The organism is Acidocella sp., from assembly GCF_052326845.1.
Classification (GTDB): Bacteria; Pseudomonadota; Alphaproteobacteria; order Acetobacterales; family Acetobacteraceae; genus Acidocella.
The window spans coordinates 1-17,359 of the sequence record NZ_JBKQJR010000110.1 but is presented as its reverse complement, the minus strand read 5'-3'; the positions used below and the strand labels follow the sequence as shown (position 1 = coordinate 17,359).

The 17,359-nt window shown below is 63.8% G+C and carries 17 protein-coding genes; 9 read left to right on the top strand and 8 right to left on the bottom strand.

The window, feature by feature from the left end:
- The 6 genes from ACLPJJ_RS07430 to ACLPJJ_RS07405 form a co-directional block, all read left to right on the top strand.
- The coding region (locus ACLPJJ_RS07430) for a cytochrome c oxidase subunit I (RefSeq protein WP_443590314.1) at positions 1-1,266 on the top strand (1,266 nt) is incomplete at its 5' end.
- Position 1,267: 1 nt separating this feature from the next.
- Positions 1,268-2,188 (top strand): heme o synthase, encoded by a 921-nt coding sequence (locus ACLPJJ_RS07425; RefSeq protein WP_443590313.1) that lies wholly within the window; start codon positions 1,268-1,270, stop codon positions 2,186-2,188.
- A gap of 37 nt (positions 2,189-2,225) precedes the next feature.
- The gene (locus ACLPJJ_RS07420) at positions 2,226-2,396 is read left to right on the top strand and encodes a hypothetical protein (protein WP_443590312.1); all 171 of its coding nucleotides are present in this window, start codon (positions 2,226-2,228) and stop codon (positions 2,394-2,396) included.
- Positions 2,397-2,440: 44 nt separating this feature from the next.
- The gene (locus ACLPJJ_RS07415; protein WP_443590311.1) at positions 2,441-3,292 is read left to right on the top strand and encodes a cytochrome c oxidase subunit 3; all 852 of its coding nucleotides are present in this window, start codon (positions 2,441-2,443) and stop codon (positions 3,290-3,292) included.
- Positions 3,279-3,971 carry an SURF1 family protein gene (locus ACLPJJ_RS07410; RefSeq protein ID WP_443590310.1) on the top strand — a complete coding sequence of 231 codons (693 nt, stop codon included), beginning with the start codon at positions 3,279-3,281 and terminating at the stop codon, positions 3,969-3,971. The genes ACLPJJ_RS07415 and ACLPJJ_RS07410 overlap by 14 nt, the downstream gene beginning before the upstream one ends.
- Complete coding sequence (locus tag ACLPJJ_RS07405; RefSeq protein ID WP_443590309.1) at positions 3,968-5,440, top strand: carboxypeptidase M32; 1,473 nt, start codon at positions 3,968-3,970, stop codon at positions 5,438-5,440. Before ACLPJJ_RS07410 ends, ACLPJJ_RS07405 begins: the two co-directional genes overlap by 4 nt.
- Here the strand turns inward: ACLPJJ_RS07405 and ACLPJJ_RS07400 are convergent.
- A complete protein-coding gene (locus ACLPJJ_RS07400) occupies positions 5,428-6,603 on the bottom strand; it encodes an NAD(P)/FAD-dependent oxidoreductase (RefSeq protein WP_443590308.1) in 1,176 nt (391 codons plus the stop codon). The two genes, ACLPJJ_RS07405 and ACLPJJ_RS07400, sit on opposite strands and share 13 nt — an antisense overlap.
- Positions 6,604-6,611: 8 nt before the next feature.
- The gene (locus ACLPJJ_RS07395; protein WP_443590307.1) at positions 6,612-7,499 is read right to left on the bottom strand and encodes a LysR family transcriptional regulator; all 888 of its coding nucleotides are present in this window, start codon (positions 7,497-7,499) and stop codon (positions 6,612-6,614) included.
- A 102-nt stretch (positions 7,500-7,601) separates the two neighbouring features.
- On the opposite strand from ACLPJJ_RS07395, the gene ACLPJJ_RS07390 reads away from it, so the two are divergent.
- Positions 7,602-8,783 carry an acyl-CoA dehydrogenase gene (locus tag ACLPJJ_RS07390; protein WP_443590306.1) on the top strand — a complete coding sequence of 394 codons (1,182 nt, stop codon included), beginning with the start codon at positions 7,602-7,604 and terminating at the stop codon, positions 8,781-8,783.
- A gap of 2 nt (positions 8,784-8,785) precedes the next feature.
- On the top strand, positions 8,786-9,964 hold the full coding sequence (locus tag ACLPJJ_RS07385; protein ID WP_443590305.1) for a CaiB/BaiF CoA transferase family protein: 1,179 nt from the start codon (positions 8,786-8,788) through the stop codon (positions 9,962-9,964).
- Here ACLPJJ_RS07385 and qhpR read toward each other — a convergent pair.
- From qhpR to ACLPJJ_RS07360, 5 genes are all read right to left on the bottom strand, one after another.
- Positions 9,961-10,995, bottom strand: coding sequence for an AraC-like transcriptional regulator QhpR (gene qhpR, locus ACLPJJ_RS07380; RefSeq protein ID WP_443590304.1), 1,035 nt, complete (start codon positions 10,993-10,995; stop codon positions 9,961-9,963). The two genes, ACLPJJ_RS07385 and qhpR, sit on opposite strands and share 4 nt — an antisense overlap.
- A 73-nt stretch (positions 10,996-11,068) precedes the next feature.
- Positions 11,069-11,854 carry an ABC transporter permease gene (locus ACLPJJ_RS07375; protein WP_443590303.1) on the bottom strand — a complete coding sequence of 262 codons (786 nt, stop codon included), beginning with the start codon at positions 11,852-11,854 and terminating at the stop codon, positions 11,069-11,071.
- Complete coding sequence (locus tag ACLPJJ_RS07370) at positions 11,844-12,716, bottom strand: ABC transporter permease (RefSeq protein WP_443590302.1); 873 nt, start codon at positions 12,714-12,716, stop codon at positions 11,844-11,846. Before ACLPJJ_RS07370 ends, ACLPJJ_RS07375 begins: the two co-directional genes overlap by 11 nt.
- A 2-nt stretch (positions 12,717-12,718) precedes the next feature.
- Positions 12,719-13,855: an ABC transporter substrate-binding protein gene (locus ACLPJJ_RS07365; protein WP_443590301.1), complete on the bottom strand. Its 1,137-nt coding sequence runs from the start codon at positions 13,853-13,855 to the stop codon at positions 12,719-12,721.
- 23 nt (positions 13,856-13,878) lie between these two features.
- Positions 13,879-14,883: an ABC transporter ATP-binding protein gene (locus ACLPJJ_RS07360; protein ID WP_443590300.1), complete on the bottom strand. Its 1,005-nt coding sequence runs from the start codon at positions 14,881-14,883 to the stop codon at positions 13,879-13,881.
- A gap of 146 nt (positions 14,884-15,029) precedes the next feature.
- Here ACLPJJ_RS07360 and ACLPJJ_RS07355 point away from each other — a divergent pair, with 146 nt between their 5' ends.
- On the top strand, positions 15,030-16,457 hold the full coding sequence (locus ACLPJJ_RS07355; RefSeq protein ID WP_443590299.1) for an aldehyde dehydrogenase family protein: 1,428 nt from the start codon (positions 15,030-15,032) through the stop codon (positions 16,455-16,457).
- Positions 16,458-16,734: 277 nt separating this feature from the next.
- Here the strand turns inward: ACLPJJ_RS07355 and ACLPJJ_RS07350 are convergent, their stop codons facing one another.
- A complete protein-coding gene (locus ACLPJJ_RS07350) occupies positions 16,735-17,223 on the bottom strand; it encodes a hypothetical protein (RefSeq protein ID WP_443590298.1) in 489 nt (162 codons plus the stop codon).
- Positions 17,224-17,359 lie beyond the last annotated feature (136 nt).

The following is a 17,359-nucleotide window of genomic DNA, read 5'->3' as shown; positions in this document are numbered from 1 at the left end:
GCGTTTCCGCGCCTGAACAATATGAGCTTCTGGTTCCTGGCCGCGGGCTTTGTCTTCGTGCTGCTGGGGCTGTTCCTGGGGGCGGGCACCGGGGCGGGCTGGACGCTCTATCCCCCGCTCGACAATGCCCAATATTCTCCCGGCGTGGCGACGGATTTCTCGCTCTTCTCGCTGCATCTGGCGGGTATTTCCTCGCTGCTGGGCGCCATCAACTTCATCGCCACCATCCTGAACATGCGCGCCCCGGGCATGACCATGCACAAGATGCCGCTGTTCTGCTGGGCCATTCTGGTGACGGCGTTTTTGCTCCTGCTCGCCATCCCGGTGCTGGCGGGGGCCGTGACCATGCTGATCATGGACCGCAATTTCGGCACCTCCTTCTTCGAGCCCGCCGGCGGCGGCGACCCGGTGCTGTTCCAGCATCTGTTCTGGTTCTTCGGCCATCCTGAAGTCTACATCATGATCCTGCCGGCGTTCGGCATCGTCAGCCACGACGTCTCCACCTTCTCGCGCAAGCCGATCTTCGGCTATCTCGGCATGGCCTACGCCATGGTGATCATCGGCTTCGTCGGCTTCGTCGTCTGGGCCCACCACATGTTCGTCTCGGCGATCAGTACCGACTCAAAGGTGTACTTCGAGGTTGCCACTTTGGTTATCGCCGTGCCGACTGGCATCAAGGTCTTCTCCTGGATCGCCACGATGTGGGGCGGCTCCATCGAGTTCAAGACGCCGATGCTCTGGGCCGTGGGCTTCATCTTCCTGTTCGTCATCGGCGGCGCCACCGGCGTGGTGCTGGCCAATGCCAGCCTCGACCAGGAGTTGCATAACGACTACTTCCTGATCGCCCATTTCCACTACGTGCTCTCCATGGGTGCCGCCTTCGCGATCTTCGCGGGCTTCTACTATTGGATCGGCAAGATGGCCGGGCACCAGTACCCCGAGTTCTGGGGCAAGGTGCATTTCTGGACCTTCTTCATCGGCGTGAACCTGACCTTCTTCCCGATGCACTTCCTCGGGCTGGCCGGCATGCCGCGCCGTTACCCGGACTATGCCGATGCCTTCGCCGGGTGGAACTACGTCTCCTCCGTCGGCGCCATCATCTCGGGCCTGTCCTCGCTGGTCTTCTTCTATGTCCTCTACTGCGTGTTCACCTCCAAGGAGAAACTGGCCGATAATTACTGGGGCGAGGGCGCGACCACGCTGGAATGGGCCATTCCCAGTCCCGCCCCGCAGCACACGTTCGAAGACGTGCCGGTGATCCGCTGACATGATGGCCACGGATAACACCGGCTTCACCCCGCATCTTGGCGCCGAGCCGGGCGACTGGCTCGCGCTGCTCAAGCCGCGCGTGATCAGCCTCGTCGTGTTCACCGGGGCGATCGGCCTGTTCATCGCCCCCGGGCATATCAACCCGGTGCTGGGCGCGGTTGCCATCTTCTGCATCGCGCTGGGTGCAGGCGCCGCGGGCGCGATCAACATGTGGTACGACCGGGACATCGACGCGATGATGCGCCGGACCACGGACAGGCCGATCCCCGCGGGCAAGATCGAGGCAAGCGGCGCGCTGGGCTACGGTATCGTGCTGTCGGTCATCTCCGTGCTGCTGCTGGCCATGGCCACCAATCTCTGCGCGGCCTCCGTGCTGGCGCTGTCCATTTTCTACTACGCGGTCATCTACACGATGTGGCTGAAGCGCCGCACGCCGCAGAACATCGTCATCGGCGGCGGGGCGGGCGCGTTCCCGGCGGTTATCGGCTGGGCGGCGGTCACCGGGCATATCGGCCTGCTGCCCATGCTGCTGTTCGCCATCGTGTTCTTCTGGACGCCACCGCATTTCTGGTCGCTCGCGCTCTATGCCGCAAAGGATTACGAGAAGGCCGGAATCCCGATGCTGCCGGTGGTGAAAGGTGCGAAGCACACGCGCCTCAACGTCCTGGTCTATTCGCTGGTGCTGCTGCCGCTCACCGTCTCGCCCTGGGCGTTGGGACTCACCGGGCGCTTTTACGGGGTTTCAGCACTCATCAGCAGCCTGACCTTCGTTTATTTCTGCTGGGGCGTGTATGCCGATAAGCAGGATGCGACCGGTGTGAGCCTGACGAAGGACAAGCCTGCGCGCGCCGCATTCAAATTCTCCATCCTGTATCTGTTTGTCCTCTTCCTGGCCTGTGCCATCGATAGGCTGGTGTGAAATGACGGAGATGAAGCCCCCGGGAGATACCGGCCACATGCCCCACACGAAGCTGGGTCAACCCAACTGGACGGATGAGCAGCGCGCCGAATTCATCCGCCGCCGCCGGGGGCGCAACTTCCTGCTGCTCGCGGCGCTCGCGGCGTTCTGCCTGATGATCTACGGGATCGCTATCGTGAAGCTGCACGAATATGGCCAAATGTGGTAAACAGCATGGCCGAGGAACAAGACTCAAAAAATTAGGGGAATGAAATGAGCGGAACGATCCATACGGCCACCGACCAGATAAAATCGACCGTCCCGCAGCCGTATCATCTGGTCGAACCGAGCCTCTGGCCGCTTTGCGGCGCCGCCTCGGCGATGCTCACCTTCGCCGGCATCATTCTCGCCGCGCATTTCCACATCTTTTACGTGCTGGCCATCGGCGTGCTCTGCGCCGCCGCCACCATGTTCGTCTGGTGGCGGGATGTCATCGCCGAAGCCCGCACCCCCGGCCTGCACAAGATCATCACTCAGGTTGGCCTGCGCTATGGCATGGCGCTGTTCATCTCGTCCGAAGTGATGTTCTTCGTTTCGTTTTTCTGGAACTATTTCAACTATTTCTTCTACCCGGACAAAATGGGCACGGCCTTCGCGCCGGTGTGGCCGCCGCAGGGCGTCACCACCATCGACCCGTTCGCCATCCCGCTGTTCAACACCATGACGCTGCTGCTCTCCGGCACCACCATCACCTGGGCGCACCACTCGCTGCTCGAAGGGGACAGGAAGAACCTGGTGCGCGGCCTCGGCGTGACTATTCTCCTGGGCCTGATGTTCCTCTGCGGCCAAGCCTGGGAGTACACGCACTCTCCGTTCCCATTCTATCACGGCGGCATCTATCCCTCATCCTTCTTCATCGCCACCGGGTTCCACGGGCTGCATGTCATCGTCGGCACCATCTTCCTCATCGTCTGCTTCTTCCGCGCCCGCGCCGGGCAGTTCACGCCGGAACGGCATTTTGGGTTCGAGGCCGCCGCTTGGTACTGGCACTTCGTGGACGTGGTGTGGCTGTTCCTTTTCGTCTGCATTTACTATCTCGGCCGCAGCGCGATTGTCGCGGGCTAAGGCCCTGCTGGCGCCGGGGCTGGCGGCCCTGGTGCTGGTCTGCGTCCTCATCGCTCTCGGTATTTGGCAATTGCAGCGGCTGAAGTGGAAAGAAGGCATCATCGCCGAAATCCGGCAGGCGCAGACAGCGCCGCCCGTGCCCTTGCCCGCCAACCCCGCGCCCTACCAGAAAGTGCAGATTGCGGGCGACTGGCTCCCTGGCAAGGCCGCGCTTTATGGCGACGAAATCCACGACACCCCGAACGGCCCCGTTCCCGGCGGCGAGCTCCTCATGGCGTTGCAGCGGCCCAGCAGAGAGATCATTCTCGTCGATCTCGGCTGGGTGCCGCAGCAAAGCCCCGTGGCGCTGGCGAACCCGCCGTCCAATCCGGCGGGCTATCTGCACGCGCCGCTGCATGCCGGATGGTTCTCGGGCAAGGACGACCCCGCCCACGGCCTCTACTACACGCTGGACCCGGCAAAGATCGGCGCGGGAATGGGGCTGCACAATGTCGCGCCGTATATGCTCATTGCCATGGGCCCCATGCCGCCGCCGGGCAGCGCCATGCCGCAACCGGCGCAGGACCTCCCCACGCCGCCCAATAACCATTATCAGTATGCACTCACCTGGTTCGGCTTCGCCGGTGTCCTGGTATTCGAGTTCATCTTCTTCGCCCGAAAGAGACTGCAGCAGCCATGACCACAGCCTATGAGCGCCTGGAACAGAAATTCGCCCGCATCGCCGTGCTGAACGAGGCCTCGGCCATGCTGGGCTGGGATGCCGCGGCCATGATGCCGGATGGCGGCGCCGAGGCGAGGGGCGAACAGCTCGCCACCCTGGCCGGGCTGGCGCATGAGAGTCTCTGCTCGCCAGATATTGGTGAGGATCTGGAAGCCGCCGCGCCGGAGACTGACTGGCAGGAAGCCAATGTGGGCCTGATGCGCGAGGCCTACATCCGCGCCACGGCCCTGCCGCGCGATCTGGTGGAAGCCAGCGTCCGCGCCGGTCGTGCCTGCGAGACCATCTGGCGCGTGGCGCGCAAGGAGAGCGATTTCGCCGCAGTGCAGGCCGCCTTGTCCGAGGTGATCAGCCTCACGCGTGAATCCGCGCAGATCCTGGGTGGGGTGCTTGGGCTTTCGCCCTACGACGCGCTGATGAGCCAGTACCAGCGCGGGATCACCGCCGCTGATGCGAACGCCATCTTCACCCAGTATGAAGCCTTCCTGAAGGAGGCTCTGCCCCGGGCCGAGGCGCTACAGGCCGCGCGCGAGCATGGGGAACTGCCCCCCGGCCCCTACCCGGAAGCGGTGCAGGAGGCGTTGGCCCGGAAACTTGCCGCCGCCGCCGGGCTCAAATTCTCCAACGCTAGGCTGGACCGCTCGGCCCACCCGTTCTGCGGCGGCACGCCCACCGATATCCGCATCACCACGCGCTATGACGAATCCGATGTCTGCTCCGCCCTCACGGGGGTGCTGCACGAGACCGGCCATGCGCTCTACGAGCAGAACCTGCCCGCCGCCTTCCGCCGCCAGCCGGTGGGCGAAGCCGCGGGCATGGCGGTGCATGAGAGCCAGTCTTTGATCATCGAGATGCAGGCGGTGCGGTCCGACGCGTTCCTTTCCCATCTCGCGCCCATCCTCACCGATGCGTTCGGCAAGCCGATCACTCTTCCCGCGCTGAAGCGCCGCCTGCGCCATGTGGAGCGCAGCTTCATCCGCGTGGAAGCGGATGAGATGACTTACCCCGCCCATGTGCTGCTGCGCTTCCGGCTGGAGCAGGCGCTGCTCTCGGGCGATCTCGCCGTGGCCGACCTGCCCGGCGCCTGGAACGATGGCTTCAAGGCGCTACTCGGCATCACCCCGCCCGATGACGCGCAAGGCTGTTTGCAAGACATTCACTGGTACGACGGCGCGATCGGCTATTTCCCCTCCTACACGCTGGGCGCCATGGCGGCGGCGCAGCTCATGGCGGCGGCGCGGAAGGCCTTGCCAGCGCTCGACGCGCATCTGGCCCTGGGGGATTTCGCGCCGCTGACCGGGTGGCTCGCCGAGCATGTTCATGGCCTGGGTTCGAGCCTCGGCTTTAACGAAATCCTCACCGCCGCCACGGGCGAGCCTCTCAACCCGGCGCATTTCGAGGCGCATCTGACGGCGCGTTACCTCGCCTGAATGGCCTGGCCTGCGGCGTGCCCGCTCGCCCAGGCCCATTGGAAGTTATAGCCGCCGAGCCAGCCGGTTACGTCCACGGCTTCGCCGATGAAGAACAGGCCGGGCAGTTTCTGGCTCTCGCAGGTTTTGGAGACGAGGTCCGACGTATCCACACCGCCAGCGGTGACTTCCGCTTTCGCGAAGCCCTCATTCCCCGCAGGCGTGAGCACAAGGCGGTTCAACTGCCCGCCGAGTGAACGCAGGAATTTATCCGGCAGGTCCGCCATGTTGCGGTCATCCGCCCCGGCGAAATGCGCGGCGAGGCGGGCAGGGAGATGCTCCGCCAGCACGGTCTTTAGCGCCGCTTTCGGGCGGCGGGTTTTTGCGTCCAGCAAGGCATCCTCCGCCCGTAATCCGAGGTAGAAATCTACCTCGAACGCAGCACCGGGCGCGAGGTAGGAGGAGATTTGCAGCACCGCCGGGCCCGAGAGGCCGCGATGCGTGAACAGCAGGCTTTCCTCGAAGCGCCTTTTCCCCGCGCTGATCCGCACCGGCGCGGAAACCCCTGCCAGCGCCTGCATCCAGCTTACATCCTGCGGGGCGAAGGTCAGCGGCACCAAAGCCGGGCGCGGCGGCACTACGCTGTGTCCGAATTTCTTTGCCACCTCATAGGCAAACCCCGTGGCGCCAAGCTTGGGGATGGAAAGACCGCCCGTGGCGATCACGAGATTCCGCGCCGTGACCGGCCCGTGCGATGTCTCCAGCACAAACGTGCCGTCATGCGAAATCTCATGCACGACCGTGCCGAACCGCAGCTCCACCCCCGCGCATAAGTCCAGCAGCATTTCGAGAATCTGCCGGGCGGAGCCATCGCAGAACAACTGCCCCAGCGTCTTTTCATGGTAGGCGATGCCATAACGCTCGACCAGCGCGATGAAATCACGCGGCGTGAACCCGGCCAGGGCCGATTTGCAGAAATGCGGATTGGCGGAGATGAAATTCTCCGCGCCAACTTTCATGTTTGTAAAGTTGCAGCGGCCGCCGCCGGAAATCAGGATCTTCTGCCCCGGCTCCTCGCCATGGTCCAGCACCAATACACGCTGGCCTCGCCTTGCCGCCACACCGGCGCAGAACAACCCAGCGGCACCCGCGCCGACCACCACAACGTCAAAATCCTGTTTCATGCGGCCTTCTAGACCCGCGCGCCCGCCAACGCCAAAAACTGCCGTACCGTGGGTGAGGCTTCAGCCCGCCGGCTGGCCAGCATCAGCTCGGAGACAAGCTCCACCCCCTCCACTGGCCGCAGCACCGTGCCGGGGATGCGGAAGTTCACGGCGCTTTCCGGCACCAGCCCCACGCCGAGCCCGGCTGCGACGGAGGTGAGGACAGTGAGGAAATCCCGCACCGGCGCCAAAATCTCGGGCGTGAAGCCGCCCGCTTCGCCGAGCGTGCGGATGCGCACCAGGAACCCCGCCGCCTCGCCAAAATAGGGCACGATGAATTTCGCCCCCTTGAGGTCCACGGGGCGGAGCGCGGCTTGGGCGGCGAGTTTGTGGTCCTCAGGCAGGGCGATGTGCAGTGCGTCCCGCTGTAGCAGGCTCACCTTCACCTCCACCGGATAATCGGCCCGGGCCCGCAGGAAGCCCAGATCCAACCGTCCGGTGGCGATTTCCTCAAGCTGGCGCGGTGTTTCCATCTCGCGCAGCCGCACCTCCACCCCCGGCGCCACCTCATGGTAGCGGCGAACCATGGCGGAGACCGTGCCGTCCCACGCGGCGGAGGCGACAAAGCCGATCTCCAGGCTGCCGATCTCGCCCCGCGCCGCGCGCCGGCCGATGGTCTCGCCCCGCTCGGCCTGGCGCAAGATCGCCCGCGCCTCCGGCAGGAACAACGCCCCGGTGGCGGTGAGGGACACGGATGAGCGCTTCGCCCGGTTGAACAGCTTACCGCCAAGTGTGGTTTCCAGCCCGGCGATCAGTCGTGAGACGCCGGATTGCGTGGTGCCCAGCCGGTCCGCAGTGCGGGCAAAATGCAGCTCTTCGGCAAGGATTTCAAAACAGCGCAGCTGGCGGAGTTCCATGGCGCCATTTTAATGTGAAATTCGCATCAAAATCAATTTTTAATCTATTTGCGGCGAGAGAGGCTTTGGCCCAGAACGGCTCAGCATTTTTGGGAGACCGCTATGAGCACCAAGGGAAAACTGTCCAATTTCGACTGGGCCGACGCGCTGAAGCTGGAAGGACTGCTGACGGAAGAAGAACGCGCCATCCGTGACGCCGCGCACGCCTACGCGCAGGAGAAGCTGCAGCCGCGCGTGCTCACCGCGTACCGCGAGGAGCGGTTCGACCGCGAGGTGATGAGCGAACTGGGTGAACTCGGCCTGCTCGGCCCCACACTCTCCACCCATGGCTGCGCCGATGTCTCCTACGTTGCCTACGGCCTTATTGCCCGCGAGATCGAACGCGTGGACAGCGGCTACCGCTCCGCCTTCTCCGTGCAGTCCAGCCTGGTGATGTACCCGATCTACGCTTTCGGGTCGGAGGCGCAGAAGGACCGCTACCTGCCGCGCTTACGCACCGGCGAATGGGTCGGCTGCTTCGGCCTCACCGAGCCGGATGCCGGGTCCGACCCCGCCTCCATGCGCACCCGCGCCAAGAAGGTCGATGGCGGCTACCTGCTGAGTGGCTCCAAGACCTGGATATCCAACTCCCCCATCGCCGACGTGTTCGTGGTCTGGGCCAAGGACGATGCGGGCGATATCCGTGGCTTCACCATCGAGAAGGGCGCCAAGGGCCTTGCCGCGCCGAAGATCGAGGGCAAGCTCTCGCTTCGCGCCTCCATCACCGGCATGATCATGCTGGACGAGGTGTTCGTCCCCGACGAGGCGATGCTGAACGTGAAGGGCCTGCGCGGTCCGTTCTCCTGCCTCAACAACGCGCGCTACGGCATCTCCTGGGGCGCGCTAGGGGCCGCCGAGTTCTGCTTCCACGCCGCGCGCGACTACACGTTGGGCCGCAAGATGTTCGGCCGTCCGCTCGCCGGCACGCAGCTGATCCAGAAGAAGCTCGCCGACATGCAGACCGAGATCACCCTTGGCCTGCACAGCGCGCTGCAGCTCGGCCGTTTGCTGGATGCCGGTGAGGCAGCACCTGAGATGATCTCCCTGCTCAAGCGCAACAATTGCGGCAAGGCGCTGGATATCGCCCGCATGGCGCGTGACATGCACGGCGGTAACGGCATCGCCGACGAGTATCACGTGATGCGCCACATGGTGAACCTGGAGACGGTGAACACCTACGAGGGCGCGCATGACGTGCATGCCCTCATCCTCGGCCGCGCCATCACCGGCCTGGCCGCGTTCTGAGCATGGGCCCGCTCGCCGGTATCAAGGTGCTCGACCTGAGCCGCGTCCTGGCTGGCCCCTGGGCCGCCCAAGTCTTCGCGGATCTCGGTGCCGAGGTGATCAAGATCGAGCGCCCGGGTGCGGGGGACGACACCCGCGCTTGGGGCCCGCCTTTCGTGCCGGAGAGCGGGATGAGCGCGTATTTCCTCTGCGCCAACAGGGGCAAGAAATCGGTCACCGTCGATATGGCAAAGCCTGAAGGCCAGGCCTTGATCAAACGCATCGCGGCGGAGAGCGACGTGGTGCTGGAGAACTTCAAGTTCGGCGGGCTGGCCAAGCTCGGGCTGGGGCCGGAGCAGCTCTGCGCCCTCAACCCGCGGCTCGTGTACTGCTCCATCACCGGCTTCGGCCAGACCGGGCCATACCGCCATCGTGCGGGGTACGACTTCCTGATGCAGGGCATGGGCGGGCTGATGAGCGTTACCGGCGAACCAGACGGCGAGCCGATGAAGGCCGGCGTGGCGGTGGTGGACGTGTTCACCGGCATGTATGCCGCCACCGCCGTGCTCGCGGCGCTGCTGGAGCGGGAGCGCTCTGGCCGGGGCCAGCATATCGACCTCGCATTGTTCGATGTGCAGATCGCCACCATGGCGAACCAGATTTCCAGCTACCTCGTTTCCGGCCAGCAGCCGACGCGGCTCGGTAACGCGCATCCCTCCATCGTGCCGTATCAGGTGTTCGCCAGCGCCGACGGGTATCTGATCCTTGCTGTGGGGAATGACGATCAGTTCGCGCGGTTCGTGAAGCTTGCGGGCGCGCCGGAACTGGCGGCCGATCCGCGCTTCGCCACCAACCCGGCGCGGGTGCGCAACCGTGCAATTCTGGTGCCGCTGCTGGAAGTGCTGTTGCGGCAGCGGACCACGAAGGAATGGTGCGAGGCCCTGGAAGAAGCAGGCGTTCCGGGCGGGCCGATCAACCGCTTCCCCGACCTCGACGAGGACCCGCAGGTTCAGGCGCGCGGCATCTTCAACGATCTCGGCGAGGGCATGCGCGCGGTGGCCAACCCGATGCGCTTCTCCCGCACCCCGGCCGATGACACGCGCCCGCCTCCGGCCCTGGGTGCCGCCACCGATGAAGTGCTGGCGGAACTAGGCCTCTCTACGGATGAAATCGCGGAGCTACGCGCGTCCGGGATTATCTAGTTCAGCTCCCACTCGGCGCGGATCCGCTCCGGCGATGCGCCGAACCACCGCTTGCAGGCGCGCGAGAACGGGCTGAGTTCGGCATAGCCGAGCAGTTGCGCGATGCTGGAGAGCGAAAGATGCGGAAACCGCAGATAGCTCTCCGCCAGCAGGCGGCGCACATCCTGGACCGCTCCGGCATAGGTCAGCCCCATGTCGCTCAGCCGGCGCTGCAGCGTCCAGCGGGCAACGCCCAGGGCTGTTGCCACCTCTTCCATCGGCGGTGAGCCTTCCGGCAGGCGCGAGCGGATTTCCGCCCGCAGCCGTTCAGGCAGAGGCACCACCCCATGCGGCAGGCGGCGTATGAAGGCCTCGGCCAGCAGTCTTGAAAACGCGGCGGCATCGGCCCCCGGCATTGGCCGGCGCAAATCCCCAGGCCGGAACACCAGTGCGTTGGTGCGCTGGCCGAAAAACACCTGGGCGCCGAAAATCTCATCGTGAGCGGAGGCATCCGCCGGAGCCGGGTGCTCGAAATGCACCTCCTCCGGCGCAAAATTCCGGCCATAGGCCTGGCGCAGCAGGTTCTGGAACATGGCGATGGTCAGCTCCGCATCCTGCCGCCGGTCGAAAATTCGCCAGTCGAGAATCCGGTATTCCAGACGCAGCAGCTCGCCCTCGGCAATCAGCCGCACCTCGCTGGCTTCCTGGTGCAGGGGGAAGAGATCGGCGAATTGCCGCAGCGCGGTGCCGATGGTCGGCGCGGCGAGCGCTATATCGCCCACCAGCCCATGGCTGGAGGCCGGGAATTGCCGCCCGTAGCGCAGGCCGAAATCGGCGTGCCCCGAAACCCGCGCCGCGCGCTCCATCATCTCCACATAGGCGGCGAGCGAGATGCTGCCCTCGGCCATAGCATTCAGGCGGCCGGCATCAATGCCGGCCGGGCCCATGATTCTGTCGGCATCCGCCCCAAGCTGGGACAGGAACGGCAACAGCCCCGCCGTGGCGACCAGCGCCACCTGCGCCCCCTGGGCTGTCCTCGCCAAATGGCTCATCTCAATTCAACTCCGCTGCGCTGGCGGTACGACTCGGCATTTTCCCTGAGCCGAGAGCCTAGAACGCCGCAGATTACCGCGCAACCCGTCCCGATTCGCCGATCAGCTTCTGCGCCAGCAGCACCGGAACGGCGGTGAACAGGATGATCGCGAACACCGTGACATTCACCTCCGGCAGTTTCTGCCCGAGGCGGATGGCACCGAAGATCCAGAGCGGCAACGTGTTCTGCGCCCCGGCGGTGAAGGTGGTGACGATCACCTCGTCGAACGAGAGGGCAAAGGCCAGCAGCGCGCCAGCACCGATGGCGCTCGCCATCATCGGCAGCTGCACCCGGCGGAAGGTGAGGAACGCATCCGCGCCCAAATCCGCCGAAGCCTCGGTGAGCGAGCGCGGCATGCGCCGCAACCGCGCGATCACGTTGTTGTAGACGATAACGACGCAGAACGTGGCGTGGCCCGCGACGATCGTCCAGAACGAGAGGTTGAGGCCCCAGAAGGCGAAATACGAGGCGAGCGCCATGCCGGTGAGAATGCCGGGCAGGGCGATCGGCAGCACGGCGATAAAGCTGACCACCTCCTTGGCGGCGGATTTCATCCGCGCCACGGCCATGGCCGCCAGCGTACCGAGCAGGATCGCCATGGTCGTCGCCAGCATGGCAACTTCCACCGACAGGGTCAGCGCCTGGCGGATTTCGTCGTCATTCCATGTGTCGGCAAACCAGTGCAGAGCGAAGCCGGTGATCGGCCAGGCCGGTATCGGCGCCGCCGAGAAGGCATAGGCGATAATGATGACGATGGGGAGGAACAGGAACCCCATGATCGCGGCCACCGCCACCCAGATCCAGGTATCAGAGCGCATCGAAGGCCCCCATCCGCCGTGCGACCAGCAGGAACACGGCCATGACCCCGAGCGGCAGCGCGGCATAAGCCGCGGCGAAGGGGATGTTATTGGTGACACCGACATTCGAGTACACGACATTGCCGATGAAGTCGGAACCCTCGCCACCGACGAGCATGGGCGTCACGTAGTCGCCAAGCGTCAGCGAGAAGGTAAAGATCGCCCCGGCCACCATGCCGGGCAGCGCCATGGGCAGGATCACACGGCGGAAGGTCGCCAGGCCATGCTCGCCAAGATCGGCCGAAGCCTCCAGCAGGCTCGGCGGAATCCGTTCGACCGACGCCGCCACGGGCAGGATCATGAACGGCAGCCAGAGATAGGAGAAGACGATCCACATCGCCCAGTTGCTGTAGCCAATGTGCAGGCCAGGCAGGCCGATTTCCGCCAGCGCCCAGTTAAGCAGTCCGTCATGCGCCAGGATCAGGCGCCATGCGTAAACACGGGCGAGATAGCTCGACCAGAGCGGCACCATCACCATCGCCATCAGCGCGGCGCGCAGCCTCGGCCCCGCGAGGCGGACCATGGCGTAGGCAACAGGCCAGGCCAGCACGATGTCGGTGAACGTGACGGCGGCGGCGATGCCGATCGTGCGCAGGCCGATCTTGGTGTAGATCGGGTCAGCTAGCAATTGCTGGAAATTCGTGAAGGAAAAGCCGGGAATCAGGTTGCCGCTCAGGCTGTCCACTGTCCAGAAGGAGGTGACGAACAGCGCGCCGATCGCAGCCAGATACAAGCAGGCGAACCAGATGACGGGCAGGCCGAGCAGGGCGGCATTCGCCGCCCCCTCATGCCGCCAGCCGAACGCAGAGAGAAACCGCTGCATTTTTAGCCTTTAATGCTCTGCCATTCGCGCTGCCAGGCGGTGTAGTCCAGGCAATCGTTCTTGCCATTGCCGCACTCGGTACGCGGGGTCTTCCAGAACTTGATCTGATTGAAATACGAGGCCGGGGCGTTGGCGTGGTACTGCGCGCAGGCGCCGGGCTGTTCCGCGTCCATCTCCTTGCAGGCCAGGGTATTGGCCGGCGTCTCGCCGAAGTAGATCGCCTGCTGGGCCTGCACTTTCGGCGTGGTCACCCAGTTGATCCACTCATAAGCGCAGTTGGGGTGCTGGGCCTTGGCGGCGACCATCCAGGTGTCGGCCCAGCCCGTGGCGCCTTCAGCCGGAATGGTATCCGCCACAGCCACCTTGGCGGCCTGCAGCGTGTTGGTCTGGTACGGCCAGGCGGCGCCCACCACCGCGTCGCCCGAGGTGAAGAGCTGGATCTCGTCCGAGGCCAGCGCCCAGTACTTCTTGATCAGCCCGGCCTGGGACTTCAGCAGTGCCACCGCCGCGTCCATCTGCGTCTGGTTCAGCTCATACGGGTCGGTGATCCCGAGCGAAGGCTGGGTCTTGGACAGATACAGCGCCGCGTCGGCGATCTGGATCGGGTTGTCCGGCACGGTCACCTGGCCCTTGTATTTCGGATCATAGATCACGGACCAGGAGGTGGGCGCGGTGGGGAACACCTTGGTGCTGTAGAGCAGCGTGTTCGGGCCCCATTCGTAGGAGACGCCATAATGCACGCCACCCACCGTGTTGAAATCCGGACCCTGCAGCTGCGGAATGAAGTTCTTCCAGGCCGGGATCAGCGCCATGTTGATGGGCTGCACGTTGTGGCCATAGATCAGGCGCAGCGTGGCATCGCCCGAGGCGGAGACAACGTCGTACTGGCTACCGCCGCCGGAGCGCATCAGCGCCACCATCTCGTCGGAGGAGCCTGCGTACTTGGCATGCACCTGGCAGCCCGTTGCAGCCTCGAAGGGCTTCACCCAGTCATCCTGGGCATAGCCTTCCCAGGCGACGACGTTGAGCACGCCTTCGCCCTTGCCGATGGACTGCAACGGCTGCACCGCCGCCGCGCCCTGCACGAAGGGCAGGGACACGGACAGGCCCAAGGCCAGCCGCGCGATCGTCTTTTTCATACCGTCCTGCATATTACCTCTCCCTAGTTGCCGATCTTTCTTGCCGCGTCCCGCGGCCAGGCCGCCAGCACGGCATCACCCGCCGCCAGGCGCAGGCGCTCGCCCACGGGCAGCGTGTTGCTTTCCATCACGTGCAGTGTGGTGCTGTCCGCCAGAACCACCTGGTAGCGCGTCACCGCGCCGAGATACGTCGCCTCGCGCACGATGCCTTCGCGCGCCTGGAAGTTTTCCGGCGCGGCGGAACCGGGCGCCAGCAGCTGGATCTTTTCGGGCCGCAGCAGCGTGGTGCCGCCCAGCAGATTGGAACTACCCACGAAATCCGCGACGAAGACGCTGGCCGGGCGCTCGTACAGGTCGAACGCCGTGCCGATCTGCTCGATCCGCCCCTTGGAGAACACCGCGATCCGGTCGCTCATGGAAAGCGCCTCATCCTGGTCATGCGTCACATAGATAAATGTGATGCCGGTATCGTGCTGCAAGCGCTTCAGTTCGATCTGCATCTGGTGCCGCAGCTTCAGATCCAGCGCGCCCAGAGGCTCGTCCAACAGCAGCACGCGCGGCTTGTTCACCATGGCGCGGGCCAGGGCCACGCGCTGGCGCTGCCCGCCGGAGAGCTGCGCGGGCTTGCGCTCGCCGAAATCAGCCAGTTGCACGGCGGCGAGCGCCTTTTCGGCCTCGGTATGGGCCTGCGCCTTCGGCATCTTCTTCGCCCGCAGCCCGTAGGCCACGTTCTCGATCAGCGAAAGGTGCGGGAACAGCGCGTAATCCTGGAACACGGTGTTCACCGTGCGCTCGAAGGGCGGCAAATTTGCCACATCCGCGCCATCAAGCATGATCCGCCCTGTATCGGGCCGCTCGAACCCTGCGATCAGGCGCAAAGTGGTGGTCTTGCCCGAGCCGGAGGGGCCGAGCAGGGTGAAGAACTCGCCCGGGTTTACAGTAAGATCGAGTTGCGCCAGCGCCACCGCGCCGCCATATGACTTAGCGACACCTTCAAGTTGCACGATGGGCTGTTTAGCGGTCTGCAAGTCTATCTCCCTTTGTAGCTTTGACAGGCTGGCACGGTTTGCCCCGCCGCTGGTTGACCACGGAACACAAGGCGGCGTGTGTTCTCCGGTCAACTGCCCATGGATGCATCAGGCGGATAATCGAAACATATTAAGGAGGAGTTTCCATGTCGAACCATCTCAAATTCTACATCAATGGGGAATGGGTGGACCCGGTGGCGCCGAACCGCATCCCGGTCATCGACCCCTCCACCGAGCAGCCCTTCACCGAAATCTCCGGCGGCTCCAGTGCTGATGTGGACAAGGCCGTGGCCGCGGCGAAGGCCGCGTTCAAGACCTTCTCCAAGACCAGCAAGCAGTACCGGCTGGACCTGCTGAAGCGCTGCCTGGAAATCTATAACCGCCGCTACGACGAGATCGCCGAAGCCTGCACCCGCGAGATGGGCGCCCCGCTGTCCTTCTCGAAAGAGGCGCAGGTGTTTGTCGGCCAGGGGCATTTCCAGGCGCTGATCGACACGGTCGAGACCTTCGAGTTCCATGAGACCCGCGGCACCACCCGCGTGGCGCTGGAGCCGATCGGCGTTTGCGGGCTCATCACCCCGTGGAACTGGCCGCTGAACCAGATCGTCTGCAAGGTCGCCCCGGCGCTCGCTGCGGGCTGCACCATGGTGCTGAAGCCGTCCGAAATCGCCCCGACCAACGCCATCATCTTCGCCGAGATCCTGCATGAGGCGGGGGTTCCGGCGGGCGTGTTCAACCTCGTCAACGGCACCGGGCCTGAGGTTGGCCAGAAGCTCGCCGAGCATAAGGATGTGGACATGATGTCCTTCACCGGCTCCACCCGTGCGGGCATCATCGTTGCCAAGGCAGCGGCGGATACCGTGAAGCGCGTGTGCCAGGAGCTGGGCGGAAAGTCCGCGAACATCCTGCTGCCGGATGTCGATTTGGAGGACGCCGTGCGCAAGGGCATTGGCGCCTGCTTCATCAATTCCGGCCAGTCCTGCGATGCCGCGACCCGCATGCTGGTGCCGCGCGAGTTGCATGATGCGGCCTTGCGGATCGCCGCTGACGAAGCCGCCAAGCAGATCACGGGCGACCCGTGGGCCGAAGGCACGGTGCTGGGCCCGCTGGTGAGCCAGATGCAGTTCGACAAGGTGCAGCGCCTGATCAAGGCGGGCATCGACGAAGGTGCGACGCTAGTCTGCGGTGGTCTCGGCAAGCCCGAGGGGCTGGAGCAAGGCTACTACGCCAAGCCGACCGTGTTCGGGAACGTGACGCCGGGCATGACCATCGAGAAGGAGGAGATCTTCGGGCCGGTGCTCTCGATCGTCCCCTACGACACGCTGGAAGAGGCGATCGAGATCGCCATCGATACCGTGTACGGCCTCGCCGCCTATGTGCAGAGCAAGGACATCAACAAGGCCCGCGAGGTGGCGGCCGAGATGCGCGCCGGTTCCGTGTACGTCAATTACCCGGACATCGACTTCACCGCGCCCTTCGGCGGCTACAAGCAATCCGGCAACGGGCGCGAATACGCCGACTTCGCGCTGCACGACTTCCTTGAGATCAAGGGCATCGTCGGCTACGGCGCGTAACACCCCGCGTCATTGCGAGGGCGGCGCAAGCCGCCCGAAGCAATCCATCTTCTTTACCAACCGTCATGGCCCGCGCAGGCGGACCATCCACGAGGCTTTTTACACGCCGTTCGCGAAGCAGCGGGCTCTTAACCCGAAGCCAACGCCACGCTAAGGTGTTTCAAAATTCAAAAATTTTCGGAACTTTCGAAAGTTATGATCGTAATCGATCGGCAATGAAGTTGTTCCCATCACTGACCCCTATTACAGATATCGTTGCTTAAAATTTATGACTATATCAATGTCCTGGCGTGATCATGCTTGGGTACGCAAATAAGAAGACCGAAATCCATAGAATAACAAATAGTATTGGAAGAAACGCCGAGACTCTTCGTGCATTTCGATGAACTGTCGACGGATCGCCGTATGGTCTAATAAACTCAGAATCTTCCCAGTCATGGTTTTTAATTCCGAGGCGTTTAGTAAGCTCGACAATCAAAAAAGTCGTTTGTTTGTGAACACTTAGAATGCCGATCAGGGAAAGAACGCTTACGACGATGCCGACGAACGCAAGGGCGATCTCAAAAAATGGAATGCGGTTCACCGAGATATAGGCATTTTTCGCTGCGAACAGAACGGCAAATAAGGCGGCAAAGCAGGCAATGTTCCACTGTAGCCCCCATGTCATCCGGTAATGTATTAAGTTATCCTCCTTTTCCAAACATTGCATAACTTGCGCAAACAACGCTCGGCGATCTTCAGGCGATAGAGGGGGCGAATTCGCCACGGTGAAGCCTCCAGAACGAAACTTGGCTTGAGAAAAGTGGGGGGTAGATTTGCACGTCAGAGACGTTACGATAAAGCATTAAGACATTCAATAGATCAAAAATCTAGACTGAATCCATGGAGGGGTAAATTTTTTC